The 13,186-nt window shown below is 59.0% G+C and carries 11 protein-coding genes; 7 read left to right on the top strand and 4 right to left on the bottom strand.

Annotated features, from left to right (window positions below; translation table 11 throughout):
• Positions 1-4: 4 nt before the first annotated feature.
• Positions 5-400, top strand: coding sequence for a hypothetical protein (locus CA85_RS21655; protein ID WP_146393447.1), 396 nt, complete (start codon positions 5-7; stop codon positions 398-400).
• Positions 401-495: 95 nt separating this feature from the next.
• On the opposite strand, the gene CA85_RS21660 is transcribed toward CA85_RS21655, so the two are convergent.
• Both CA85_RS21660 and CA85_RS21665 read right to left on the bottom strand, forming a co-directional pair.
• Positions 496-1,641 (bottom strand): DUF1559 domain-containing protein, encoded by a 1,146-nt coding sequence (locus CA85_RS21660; RefSeq protein WP_146393448.1) that lies wholly within the window; start codon positions 1,639-1,641, stop codon positions 496-498.
• A gap of 93 nt (positions 1,642-1,734) precedes the next feature.
• The gene (locus tag CA85_RS21665; RefSeq protein WP_146393449.1) at positions 1,735-1,926 is read right to left on the bottom strand and encodes a hypothetical protein; all 192 of its coding nucleotides are present in this window, start codon (positions 1,924-1,926) and stop codon (positions 1,735-1,737) included.
• Positions 1,927-2,400: 474 nt separating this feature from the next.
• Between CA85_RS21665 and CA85_RS21670 the strand changes: the two genes are divergently transcribed.
• Positions 2,401-3,666 (top strand): tetratricopeptide repeat protein, encoded by a 1,266-nt coding sequence (locus tag CA85_RS21670; protein ID WP_146393450.1) that lies wholly within the window; start codon positions 2,401-2,403, stop codon positions 3,664-3,666.
• Positions 3,663-5,573, top strand: a complete 1,911-nt coding sequence (locus CA85_RS21675; RefSeq protein ID WP_146393451.1) for a CRTAC1 family protein — start codon at positions 3,663-3,665, stop codon at positions 5,571-5,573. The genes CA85_RS21670 and CA85_RS21675 overlap by 4 nt, the downstream gene beginning before the upstream one ends.
• Before the next feature lie 595 nt (positions 5,574-6,168).
• On the opposite strand, the gene CA85_RS21680 is transcribed toward CA85_RS21675, so the two are convergent.
• Positions 6,169-7,065: a carboxylesterase family protein gene (locus CA85_RS21680; protein ID WP_186775117.1), complete on the bottom strand. Its 897-nt coding sequence runs from the start codon at positions 7,063-7,065 to the stop codon at positions 6,169-6,171.
• Between the two features lie 282 nt (positions 7,066-7,347).
• Positions 7,348-8,250 carry a 4-hydroxy-tetrahydrodipicolinate synthase gene (dapA, locus tag CA85_RS21685; protein WP_146393453.1) on the bottom strand — a complete coding sequence of 301 codons (903 nt, stop codon included), beginning with the start codon at positions 8,248-8,250 and terminating at the stop codon, positions 7,348-7,350.
• 250 nt (positions 8,251-8,500) lie between these two features.
• Here dapA and rpsL point away from each other — a divergent pair, with 250 nt between their 5' ends.
• The 4 genes from rpsL to CA85_RS21705 all read left to right on the top strand — a co-directional run bounded on the left by rpsL (position 8,501) and on the right by CA85_RS21705 (position 13,186).
• On the top strand, positions 8,501-8,866 hold the full coding sequence (gene rpsL, locus CA85_RS21690) for a 30S ribosomal protein S12 (RefSeq protein ID WP_008676202.1): 366 nt from the start codon (positions 8,501-8,503) through the stop codon (positions 8,864-8,866).
• Positions 8,867-8,950: 84 nt separating this feature from the next.
• A complete protein-coding gene (gene rpsG / locus CA85_RS21695) occupies positions 8,951-9,424 on the top strand; it encodes a 30S ribosomal protein S7 (protein ID WP_146393454.1) in 474 nt (157 codons plus the stop codon).
• A 411-nt stretch (positions 9,425-9,835) separates the two neighbouring features.
• A complete protein-coding gene (gene fusA, locus CA85_RS21700; protein ID WP_146393455.1) occupies positions 9,836-11,929 on the top strand; it encodes an elongation factor G in 2,094 nt (697 codons plus the stop codon).
• Between the two features lie 222 nt (positions 11,930-12,151).
• Positions 12,152-13,186 (top strand): AAA family ATPase, encoded by a 1,035-nt coding sequence (locus tag CA85_RS21705; protein WP_146393456.1) that lies wholly within the window; start codon positions 12,152-12,154, stop codon positions 13,184-13,186.

Genomic DNA, 13,186 nt, shown 5'->3' on the forward strand with positions numbered 1-13,186 from the left:
GATCATGCCCGAATTCAGTGACATTGAATTGCTCGCTTTTTTGGACGAGCAGCTGGGGTCGGAAGACTCCGCGCGGATCGAAGAGGCGATCCGTGAGTATCCCGAGTTGCACCAACGCCTGGTCAGGCTCCGTGGCCAAAACGTTGCTGGGCTGCATACCATTGGCGCGATCTGGCGCCGCGAGCATCTGAGCTGTCCTGACCGCGGGCTGCTCAGGCGATATCTCTTGAACGAGCTAGTGGGTGAGCACCGCGATTACATTCGATTTCATCTGGAGGAGATCGGTTGCCGGGTTTGCAACGCCAATTACGACGACTTGAGCCAAGCGATCTCCCAAGAACAGGATGCACGAACGCGGCGTCGCCGGATGTTCCAAACCAGTGCGGGGCATTTGAAATGAGGACGCAGGGATGAAAAACGGCAGGCCTCCCAAGCGGGAGCCTGCCGTAGCGATTCTCACCCATTTGGGCGAGTGAGTTGAGAACTCGCGATCGATTAAGGAAGCGATTCGACTTCCCGGCCATTCTTGGAGCCTAGGGCCCCCCATAATCCATAAGTGCTGGGAAGCCCATTACCTGGGCTGGGGCCACTCTGGTTGCCAGCTTCAATCGATTCGGTAATGAACCGCACCGCACCATCTGCCATCAGCACGTGACAGCCACCTTGGTGACGGCTGCCTGCGGAGTACAGCCCATCGTTATTGTCGCTGCCACCACCAATGCAGCTCTCTTTGTTGGGCGGTTTGATGCAATTGACACTGGTGTAGAACGGTAGGCCCATTGCCCACTGCCGGCCTCGACGCCAATCCCCGTTAATGTCCGACCCCAAGGTTGCTGCGGCAGTATAGAACTGCGGGCGAGTCGGATCGATGATGTCGGGGCCTGCACAACCTGGGGTCATGGGGTTTTGGTCGACAGCGCCTGCGTTCATGACAGGCTGGGCTTTGATTTCTCGCATGCCTCCGTCGGTCACGATCTCAGCACACATGATCGTGTTGGAGGTGCCGTCAAGGATGTCGCGGAAGCCAGTCACGCGGCGAGTGTTGAAAACGCCTCGCATGAATGAATTGGCCGCTGCTGTATCGGCGTCCGAGCCGTCGGGATTCACGCCGCCATTATTGGTCCATGGCTTGGCATCACCCACGCACGCGGCGAAGTTGGTCAGGCCAAATTCGCCAGCGGACGGAACCGAGGGATCACTGGGGCAGCGGTATCCGCCTACCGTCGTCTTCCACGGCGTGTAGTTATTGTCCCACGGGACCGGGCCCATGGCAGGGAATGTTGCAATCGAACCATCCGAGTTGGTTTGTTGAGATGGGTTGGAAATTTGCTGCCACAGCGCCTGCTGCTCGATAAAGGGCAGCATGCCGATGAGAAAGCTTAAATGATTTCCGTTGGATGAGACGATTCCGGTCCCGTTGTAAGATCCGCCGCACTGTTTGGGCAACTGGTTGTACGCAGCATGATAGTTGTGCAGCGCCAGTCCGACTTGTTTGAAGTTATTGCTGCAACTCATTCGTCGGGCTGCTTCGCGGGCCGCTTGGACCGCCGGTAGCAAGAGCCCGACCAGCACGCCGATGATGGCAATCACCACCAGCAATTCGACCAGAGTGAAACCCTGGCGTGTTTTTCGATAGGCCATGAAAGACCACCTCTTATACTTGTTTGAAATGGGGGAACTGCGAGACGATCGACGCGATCGCCCGCCAGCGTGAAAATAGAAGGTCGCGACAGACTAGCCCGACGGCTTGCTCGCCTTGCCGCCATAGTGAGCCGCTTTCTCTTTCGCGACTTCGGGCGAATCAGGTTCTGCCGGAGGAGCCACGACGTTTTCGCTCGATGAGCTGCAACCGGGAGTGGTAGCGGCGAAGCAGCTCAAACCGGCTAGCAGCAGCAATGTGATGGCGGTGTGCTTGTGGATGTTCATAGCGTCAATCTTGAAAGGGATTGGGGGAAGTTATGCGGCCATCCTGTAAGCTCTGAGCAAATAGGTGGCATAGGGTGTCTCAGGAAAAGCGGGCATTATTATCAGTGGCATGGATCACGCAATGTCTATCCTCTTATTCAGGCCGACTCTACGTAAGTTTCGTCACGTCGCCGTCAAACACCACATTGCAGAAAAGAGGCCGCACATATTGCCAGATGGCTTTCATTGACGCGTTGTCTTCCCCAGGGTAGCTGTTAGGGTGTGGTTCTTTGCACGATCGGGATTGTTGCGCTTGCCTCTGTTTGCTTTGCGCGGCGATGCACTGACCCAAGCGCGTCCCATTGGTTAGGATTGTTGGTTGCCAGCAGCGAGGCTGCCTCGCTGGAGGGGGCAAGATCGCGCAGCGAGTTCGGTCCAACAGCTGTGACGGTGGTTGGCTCGCTCGTCTATCACTCTGGGAGAGGATTTCGTCTATTGTCTGCTTCGCCTCGGGGAACTCCCAAGCACCGCGTGCGTCGTTGGATCGCTGCCGGTCTCGGGGTGGTGGTCGTTTGCCTAGCGATCTTTTGGGGTGTCTCGAAATACCAGCTCCATCAGTTTGAGAGCGCAGCTCGAGCGGCTCGCCAACGAGGTGATTGGGGACGGGTCGCGGTGGCGAGTCGTCTGTGGTTGGAACGTGAGCCCACGGATCCGTTGGCGTTGACTTACTCCGGGGAAGCCGCTCAGGCGCGGGGTGCGTTTGGCCAAGCCGCAGAGTTTTTTGAACGATTGCCGAGCGATGACCCTCGCTCTGCCGAGGGGATGTGTCAGCTCGCAAGGTTGTACCGGCTCCCGCTCAATGAACCGGAGTTGGCTGCTGCAACACTGCGTCATGTGATCAAGCTCGATCCCTCGGTACGGCAAGCGAGTGTCGATTTGTTGCGGTATTATGCGGTGACTCTGCAGAGCGACTTGGCTCACGAGTTAGCGCGTCAGGTGGTGCTCTCGGGTGAGGAGCCACTGGTTGCATATGTCTATTTGATGGATCTCGAAGCGGTTGTCCTCGCCAGCGGTGCTGACGACAATGCGCATTGGCTCGAGCAGCATCCCGATAGCGAGCGATACGACGTGGCCCGGACCGTTCACTTGGCCCGAGCTGTCAGTGATGGCATTGCCAAGCAAGGGTTCGTGGCCGCAGAGCAGCGACAGGAGCAACTCGAGCACCAAGAGGATTTGCTGCAACAGGGGCTGGCGAAGTATCCTGGCAATCGCGAGTTGTTGATCGCGAGCATGAAGCTTTACTCGGGCCGTGGCGATCGCGATCAGGTCGCAAGGCTGCTCGCCGAGGTGCCCACCTCCGCTGCAAGGGATAGCCGGGTCTGGCGGTATAAGGGATGGTTGCATCGGGCCGACGACGAGTTCCAGCAAGCCGAGGCCGCCTATCGCACGGCGATCGAGAAGAACCCCTACGATTGGAAGAGCCGCACGCAGCTCGGTGAGGTCTTGCGGCTACAGAGCGATATGCCAGCGGCAGAGAAACAGCTGCAAATTGCGGACGTCGGACACGAACTGGAAACCACCCTGATGAACATGGATAGCGCCGCAGTCTTGCCGATACCGGTTCTGGAATCCATGCGGTTCAACGCCGAACAGGTCGGTGACGGGCCGGTTGCCGAACAGCTCGAGCGGCGGATCGCAGTATTGAACGCAGCCCAAGCTGCAGAACCCGAGGCAGCTCGCATGACGGGAGGGGGCCGATGAGACCTACGAGAGAACCCGTTGGTAATGGTTGGGCTGTCGGGCGGCTGTCGGGTAGTGAACGCGCCGGAATCTCGCCGGCCGCCGCCCGGCCCCGGCCAGGTCGTTGCGATTGCGTTGCGATGTTGGTGGCGGCGATGATGGGAGCGTGCCTGGCTGCGCCGGGTTGCGGAGAACGCAGCGGCGTTACAGGCATCGACAATCCGCAGGAACGCTCGGCAGCCGAGGGCGATCACCCGGGCGGCGATAAATTGTTCGGTGCCGATATCCAGGCCGAGCCAGCAGCCAGCCGGTTGCCAGGCGATCGCGTTGTCTCCTCGACCACTGGCGAGAATCGGCTGCACTTTGTCGACGTGGCGCAGTCGTCGGGGATGGATTTCGTCTATCGCAACGGTGAACAGGGCGAATCCTTGATGGTCGAGTCGACGGGCGGCGGCGTCGGTGTCCTGGACTACGACAATGACGGCCGGCCCGATCTGTTTTTTAATCAGGGCGGCGATCCGCAGCGGCCGCAGGCTGGCGATGCACCGGTGGCCTTGTTTCGGAATTCGCCCGCTGGGCGGTGGGTCGATGTCGCGTCTTTGGCTGGGTTGGCCGACAACGGTTATGGCCAAGGTGTCGCCACCGGCGACTTCAATGCCGATGGCTTTGACGACGTCTATCTCACTTTCGTCGGTGGAAATATCCTGCTGCAAAATCAGGGTGACGGCACGTTTGTCGATGTCACACCGGCGACGGGAACCGCCGGTGCAACGACAGGTTCACGTTGGAGTAGTTCGGCTGCGTTTGCCGATTTGTCGGGTGACGGATTGCTTGATCTGTTCGTTTGTAACTACACCAACTACGACCCGCTGCATCCGGTTCTGTGCAGGAACAGCAAAGGTGAAAACCGAATTTGTCATCCGCGTGAAATGGACGCGCTGCCCAATGAGTGCTTCATCAACCAGGGAGACGGCACCTTTGTCGAACGGGCCAGCGAGTTGGGGTTGGTCGGTCCCGGCAGTAAATCGCTAGGAGTTGCCGTTGCCGATTTTGACGTCGACGGCGACCCCGATGTCTATGTGGCCAACGACACGACCGCCAATTTTTTGTTCCTCAATGATGGCCATGGTTCGTTTCAAGAGCGGGCCTTGTTACGCGGCTGCGCCGTCAGTGGCGATGGGTTGTTCCAGGCCAGTATGGGGTTGGCGATCGGTGATTATGACCGCAATGGCTTCCCCGACATCTATTCGACTCATTACTACGACGAGTCCAACACGCTCTACCGCAACCTCGGCCCGAAAGGGTTTCAGGATGTGACGGCGCGCACCGGGCTGCATGTGCCGGTGCTGCACGTGCTCGCCTTTGGTACCGAAATGCAGGATTTCGATCTCGATGGCTATCAGGATTTATTTGTGACCAATGGGCACGTGGAAAACTATGCCAAAAATCCGATCCATGCGATGCCGCCGCAATTGTTCGCCTTCGACGGAACGCATTGGATCGAACGCAGCGAGTCGGCGGGCGAGTTTTTCGGCCGTGAGTATGTTGGCCGCGGCGCCGTTTCGCTAGATTTCGACGATGATGGTGATCTCGACCTGGCAGTCGTGCACCAGAATTCCCCGGCGGCGCTACTGCGGAACGATTCCCAGCGAGGCCACTTCCTTAAGCTGCGTTTGATCGGCCGCGAATCACCTCGGGGGGGTACCGGAGCGAGGGTGGTTGTGACCGCCGGTGACCTCGTGCTGCACCAGCAACGCTATGGCGGCGGCAGCTTCGCATCGACCCGGCAATCTGTCTTGGTCTTCGGCTTGGCAGGGCATCAGGGACCCTGCGACGTGGAAGTGCATTGGCCAAGCGGGAAGATTTCGACGCTGAGCCAGGTGGACGTGGATGAGCAAGTCGACGTCGTCGAGCCCTCGGCCAGTTAAGCAGGTGTGCGCAAATTGTTCGGCGCTTGAGCCTGCGGGCGATAGTCGAATCGCCGCTCAGTGTGGTCCCGTTTGACGACGCTTGGGACCTGTGTCGAAACGATGCGCGGTGCGAACGATGAGTTCACGGATCCGATTGTAAATAATCGTGCGCACATCGATCTCTTTTCGAACCATCGAAGGGCTCTTGCAGCGAGGGTGCTCCATTTGCACGCGTATCTTGCGACGTCCGAGGAGAACGTCGAACGTCAAAACTTTGGCTCATCCGACGGGAGCGTGGGCCCGAGGTTTTCAAGGCATGGCTCCCGTATCGAAGGATTTAATTGTGGGATGTGATTATCAATGTTAGACTGGCACTGTCTGGAGAAACGGAGCCGAGCTCTGCAGAGGTGCTGGCTTGGCAAGGGATATCTCGGTCGCCAGCGTTTCCCTGCAAAAGCGGTACGCCAATGGTGTTGTCGGTCCCTGGCGAGCGTTTGTTCGTCAGGGACGCATTTTTGAACGATCATTGGATACGAGAGCCATGTCTCAAAAAACCTCCCGCTGTGCTCTGCGCACGCTTCCGTCGGATGAACCAAAACGTTGCCACAACTGCTTAGCGTTGTTGGGAGAACAGCCAGTCGTAGGTTTCCTCGTCAGCATAGGTTTGTGTCCAGCTGTCGTGGCCGACGCCGGCGTGTTCGGTGTACCGAATTTCGCCGGGGTGTCCGCCGTTGACCAAGGCCGCGATCATGGATCGGCTACGAGCGACCGGCACGGCCCGATCCGCATCGCCGTGGACCGCCCAGATGCTGACGGGATCATAGCGATCGACCCAGCTCGGGTCGCCGCCGCCACAGATCGCGATCATGGCAGCAAACCCGCTGGTCGTGGCTTGGTCGAGATCGGAGGGCGCTCCAGAGGTTGGGCGATTGGCCATGGTGCGATACTCGGCTGCTGCGTACCAGCTTCCATACCCGCCCATCGAGAGGCCGGTCACATACAGTCGTGACGGATCGACTTGGCCGCCCGCGATGGTTTCGTCCAATAGCTGGAAGACGAGTTTCATCGTTGGTGAGGGAGTCGACATGAAGGTTCCCTCGCCATCGGATTGCGACCAATCCGCATCGACCCACTTTCGGTCGCGCGGGCACTGCGGGGCGATAAGGATGGCGGGATAGCGCGTCCCGCGCCCCTCTTTCAAGAACTCGGTCACGCCGTGCTTCAGTTGAGCGGAATTGTCGCTGCCACGCTCACCGGCGCCATGTAGGAATAAAACGAGCGGTAGTTTCGCGTCCTCGCCAGCCGAATCGGGGGTGTAGATGCGGTATTCCAGTTCACCGCCACCGGGACTGGTAAAGGTTTTCTTCTCAAACAAGGTTTCGACTTGGTTGGCCTGCGTTGCACTGCCCTCATCGCCGCCGGCGTCTTGTCCATTAGATCGTTGCCAGGGCATGCAGGTCACGGTCGCGATCAGGGCAGAGAAAACAAATGAGCGATTCAGGGTCATCATGGTCAGCAGCAGGGGTGGGAGTGGCGAACGAGATCGTGCGTTGAGCACACGGCACATGATAGCTGCGACGCATCGCCCGAGGGCGTTCGTTTGCGAGTTCTGTGTAGAGATCGCACCGCCAGTAATGGATCTGCCTGAAACCTGTCAGTTCCCCACAGGTTCGCTGGCTCGTGCGCCAGCCTCACGGCAAAGCGGCGCTTTCGAATGACAAGCTATCCGGGGCTCTGTCGTTCTCGGGAAGCTGACGAGGCTCTTGGGAAGCAGACGAACTCTGCCCCGTTTTCAGACCACTGCCGAACCGATGCCAAATTTCAGCAGTGTCTCTTGCAGCACACTGCGCTCGGACTCGTCGAGGGCGACCATGGGCAGGCGAAGTTCGCCGGTATCGCGGCCGAGCATCTCCATCGCGGCTTTCACGGGGATGGGGTTGGTCGAGAGTCCCAGCATGGTGTTGCAGAAGGCGTATAGCCGATGGTGGAGTTCTGCGGCGGTGGTGTAATCGCCTGCCGCGGCGGCGCGGACCATCTCGAGCATGACGCTTGGGACGACGTTGCCGGCCACCGAGATCACGCCTTCGGCGCCCACGCTCATCATCGGCAGGGTCAACGAATCGTCGCCCGAGAGCACCGTCAAGTCCGTCGAGCCGAGAATCGCCGAGCACTGGTCGAGCGAACCGGTCGCTTCCTTGACCATCGTGATGCCGGGCAGATCAGCGAGTCGTTGGATCGTCTCGACTTCGATGTTTTTGCCGGTTCGGCCAGGGATATTGTAAACGCAGACTGGCACATCGACCTCTTCGGCGATGGCGCGGAAGTGTTGGTACATGCCTTCTTGGGTCGGCTTGTTGTAATAGGGGGCGACCTGCAAAACCGCGTCGGCCCCCTCTGCAGCGGCGCGCCGGGAGAGGCGGAGGGCTTCGGCTGTATTATTGCTGCCGGCACCCGCCATCACTTTCACTCGGCCTGCGACGCAGGCGATCGTCTCAGCGATCACGCGTTCGTGCTCCTCGTGAGAGAGTGTCGGTGACTCGCCCGTCGTGCCAGCGGGCACGATGCAGTTGGTGCCGGCGTCGATTTGAAACTCGATTTGCTCGCGCAGACGCGCCACATCGAGTTGGTCATCGCGAAACGGGGTAATGATGGCGACGGCCAATCCAGCGAATTGACTCCCTTTTCGTTGACTCATATGCGGTGGACCTCGGTGGGTGGTGTGAAAATTTGCGGCCGACAGTGTAACCGTTGGTGGGTAGGTTTCACGAGGGCAAAAGGAATCTGCAGTGACTGAAAAATCTCTGTCGCGGTTCGGACTTGACAAATCTGTGTCACACGCGATACTTCGCCCCTTGCCGTATGGAATTGTTCTCGCAGCAAAACCATTGCCCGTGTCACCCTTTCGTTGTCGATCGCTCCGGCGATCTTACGTTTCGACTGCATCTATGCCCACAATCAACCAGCTCGTCCGCAAGAATCGCAAGCTCAAGAAGAGCCAGAGTAAGTCACCGGTTCTCGAAAAATGCCCGCAAAAACAGGGTGTTTGCCTGCAAGTCCGGACCATGACCCCGAAAAAGCCGAACTCGGCCCTGCGAAAAATCACTCGGGTGCGACTGAGCAACGGCAAAGAAGTCACGGTTTACATCCCCGGCGAAGGCCACAACCTGCAGGAGCACTCGATCGTGCTCGTTCGCGGCGGACGTGTCCGCGATTTGCCCGGTGTGCGTTACCAAGTCGTTCGCGGATCTCGCGATGCCCTCGGCGTCGACGGCCGGAAGCAGTCACGCAGCCGCTACGGTGCGAAGAAATAGTTTTTCGCTCCGTTGGTCCGCAGTTTCCGAATTGCACCGAATACTCCCCCACCCCAAACACTCTTTTTCAACCGACGTACTTTCATGGGACGAATCACCTCCAGTCGCTCGCAGCTCAAAGGCGACCCACGGCACCAGTCGCTGCTGGCGAGCAAGTTCATCAATTGCCTGATGCTCGACGGCAAAAAGACGACCGCCCAGCGAGTTTTCTACGATGCACTCGAGGAAATTGGCAAGCGGCACGAAGGCGAAGAGACACCTTTCGAAGTCTTTGAAATCGCTCTGGAAAACATCAAGCCCTACATCGAAGTGCGTAGCAAGCGAGTCGGTGGTGCCAGCTACCAGGTGCCGATGCAGGTCAACAAGGCTCGCCAACAGAGCCTCGCGATCCGCTGGATCCTGATGGCTGTCCGTGACAAGAAGGGACGCCCCATGCACCTGAAGCTCGCCGATGAGTTCTTGGCTGGGTTCAAGAAAGAAGGCGCCGCCTACACCCGTCGTGAAAACACGCACCGCATGGCCGACGCTAACAAGGCGTTTGCTCACTTTGCGTGGTAAGCGATTGGCTACTAGCCATTAGCGTCTAGCTGCAAGCTTTTTGATTCGGGGCGAAAGCCTCCCCAAAACACTTCAAGCGCTGGTGATCCCTGGTTGGGGGTCAGCAGCGTTTTTGCATATCGGCTGTCGGTTGAATTCATTTCACGGGATCGCCACGAAGACACTCACCCGAGACGCACGCGGGCAATGACGTGAAAGCTTCGCGCAGCCTCGTCGGATTCCTCGCATCGACGGTCCGCTTTCGCCATGTCACTCTGATCTCAGGATGATTGGCACGCATCGTTAGGGCACCCATTGCCCGCTGCCGAACCGCATTTTATTGTTTGGCCATTCCTCTTTCCCTAAATCGCTCACAGCTAGTAGCTAGACGCTAGTAGCTCACCGCGAGCCGCTAACCGCTCTTTGCTATCCATGGCCGCCGACATATCCAAGCTGCGAAATATTGGCATCATTGCTCACATCGATGCGGGCAAAACCACTGTCACCGAGCGGATGCTCTATCTCAGTGGGGAGAAGCACCGGGTCGGCCGTGTCGACCATGGAACCACCGATACCGATGACGATCCGGAGGAACAGGAACGCGGGATCACCATCTTCAGCGCCTGTGTGAAGTACAAGTGGGGCGATTACAACATCAACCTGCTCGACACCCCTGGCCACGTCGACTTCACCGCTGAGGTCGAACGCTGCCTGCGTGTTCTCGATGGGGCTGTCGTCGTATTCTCCGCTCGCGAGGGTGTCGAGGCTCAGAGCGAGACGGTGTGGCGGCAAGCGGATCGCTACGAGGTCCCTCGTATCGTCTTCATCAACAAAATGGATCGTGAGGGAGCGAGTTTCGACGACGTCTTCGGTGACATTGGCCCTCGTTTGGGCGGACGCCCCGTGGCTGTCGAAATTCCTGTCGGGCAAGGCCCGACCCACGTCGCCGACCCATTTCGTGGAGTAATCGATCTCGTCGATATGAAGCTGGTGCAGTTCGATCCGGAGACCGAGGGCAAAACGGTCACGGAAGTCGACCTGCCCAGCGAGCTGCGCGACGATGCCATGCTCTGGCGTGAGCAATTGATGGAGGTCGTCTACGAACTCAGCGAAGAGGCCATGACGTTGGCCATGGAGGAAAAGGAGGTGCCCCGAGAGGTTGTGCTCGCGGCGCTCCGCAAGGGATGTATCGAGCGGAAGATTCAGCCGGTGTTTTGTGGTTCGGCGTTACATGGGATCGGTGTCCAGCCGCTGATGACGGGCGTCGGCAATTTCCTGCCCAGCCCGCTCGATCGCCCACCGGTCGAGGGCATCACACCGGGCAAGGAAGATAAACCGCAGACGCGGAAGCCTGATATCAAGGAACCGTTCTGCGGGCTGGTCTTTAAAATCCTGCCCGCCAAAACCGGCGATAATTATTGGATTCGTATCTACAGCGGCACGCTCGAGCAGAATTCACGTGTTTTTTGTCCGAACCGAGACAAGAAAGAAAACGTGGCACAGATCTGGCAGATCCATGCGACGAAAAAGGAACGCGATGGCCAGAGCGACTCGGTCGGCGCCGGCGATATCTGCTGCGTCATCGGACCGCGGTTCGCCATCACTGGTGATACCGTTTGTGAAACCAAGGCTCCAGTTCAACTCCCGACGATCCAGTTCGCCGAAGCGGTGTTGTCGATGGCGATCGAACCCGAGAGCACAGCCGACCGCAAGAAGCTCGAAGAAACGCTCGACATGCTACGGCGGCAAGACCCCACCTTCCGCGCGGTCGAAAACGAGGAGCTCGGACAGACCATCATCAGTGGGATGGGAGAATTGCACCTCGAAGTCATCCAGCACCGCTTGACCCGCGATTTCAATCTGAACGTCAAGTTCTACAAGCCGCGGGTCAACTACCGAGAGACAATCAGTGGTCAGGCGGACGTGACGGGCCAGTGCAACCGGGTCGTCGGCGCCAACACGATGTTCGCCCGGTTGAAGACCCGCGTGCTGCCTGCCGAGAACCCGTCGGCGCCGGTTGTCGTGTTTGATCGTCTGCCGCCGGATTGTGGGCTCCCCAACGCAGTGCGAACTGCCGCGATCGAAGAAATCCGCGAGCGGGCCGGTGGTGGGGGCGTGATCGCCGGCTTCCCGCTTTCAGGAGTGCGATTCGAAGTCTACGAGGCGGAGATGCAGGAAGAGGGCAGTGACGAGGTCGCCTTCCGAATTGCCGCCGGTGACGCTTTCGAATCCGGCATCCAAGCAGCTGGGCCTGTCCTGCTCGAACCCGTGATGCGTGTCGAGGTCACCACACCGGATGACTACATGGGTGAGATCGTGGGGGACCTCCAGCAGCGGCGGGCCATAATCGCTTCAACGGAGACACGCGGCGCCATGACCGTCATCGTCGCCCACGCGCCTTTGAAAGAAATGTTCGGATACAGCAGCGCCATTCGCAGTCTCAGCCAAGGACGCGCGGGCAGCAGCATGGAACCCCATGGGTACCAGCCTGCACCGCAGGAAGACGCTCAAAGCTTCCAGTTCTGAATTCTCGCCATCGTTGCGAGCGGGCGCCAATTCTCCGGACGCGCTGCGGTCGAGGGCGTTGATCCGTCCTCTTTGTTAGCTCAGGCGCAGGCGACATTCTAGAAAACTCTCGGCGGCAACGCTCACTGCCGCCTCGCCAACGGCTATGATGGGCAGGCTGGTATCGTTTTGCCAATGGATTTCTAACGAGATCCAATCCTGTTCCCATCCGGAGATTTCACGATGTCGCAGACGGCTGTGCCCGAGAACCAAGTCGCCCCGGCAGCGACGCTCAGTGACGACGACGTCCAAGCGGTCGATCGGTTGGGCAAGATTCACAACCGCCTCCGGGATGAGCTCGCACGGGTGATCGTGGGTCAGCGTGATACGATCGATCTATTGTTGGTTTGTTTGTTTGCCCGGCGGCATGCGTTGCTGATGGGCGTGCCGGGGTTGGCCAAGACACTCTTGGTCAGCAAGCTGGCCGAGACGATGTCGCTTCAGTTCAGCCGCATCCAGTTCACGCCCGATTTGATGCCGATGGACATCACCGGCACGGATATCTTGCAGGACAACGGTCAGGGGCGGCGCGAGTTCGAGTTTGCCCATGGCCCCGTGTTCGCCAACATCATTTTGGCGGATGAGATCAATCGTGCACCGCCTAAAACGCAAGCGGCGATGTTGGAGGCGATGCAGGAACAGCGCATCACGGTCGTCGGCAAAGGCTTCGACCTGCCATCGCCGTTCATGGTCCTGGCGACACAGAACCCTGTTGAGCAGGAGGGCACGTATCCCTTGCCCGAAGCACAGCTCGATCGATTCATGGCATTGATCGAACTGGATTATCCGTCGGAGGCCGAAGAGATCGCCATCGCCCGGTCGACAACGGGATCGGGGCTACCATCGCTCGAGCAGCTGATGACCGCTGAGGACATCCTCGCTCACCAAGAGCTCGTCCGGCGGATCCCCGTGCCCGACCACATCTACACGCAGGCTGCTCAATTGGTTCGCAAGACACGACCGGGAGGCGGCACGGCGCCGGAGTGGTTGCTGCCACTGGTCTCGTGGGGGGCGGGGCCACGAGCGGTCCAGGATCTCATATTGGGTGCCAAGGCGCGGGCGGCTTTGGAGGGTTCGTACATGGTGCGCAGCGAGGATGTTCGCTATGTGGCGCTGCCGGTGTTGACGCACCGGTTGATCACGACGTTCGCGGCCCAGGCCGAAGGGTTGTCGGCCAGCGATATCGTCAAACGCTTGTTGAGCGAAGAAGCCCAATAG

The organism is Allorhodopirellula solitaria (assembly GCF_007859855.1).
Taxonomy (GTDB): domain Bacteria; phylum Planctomycetota; class Planctomycetia; order Pirellulales; family Pirellulaceae; genus Rhodopirellula; species Rhodopirellula solitaria.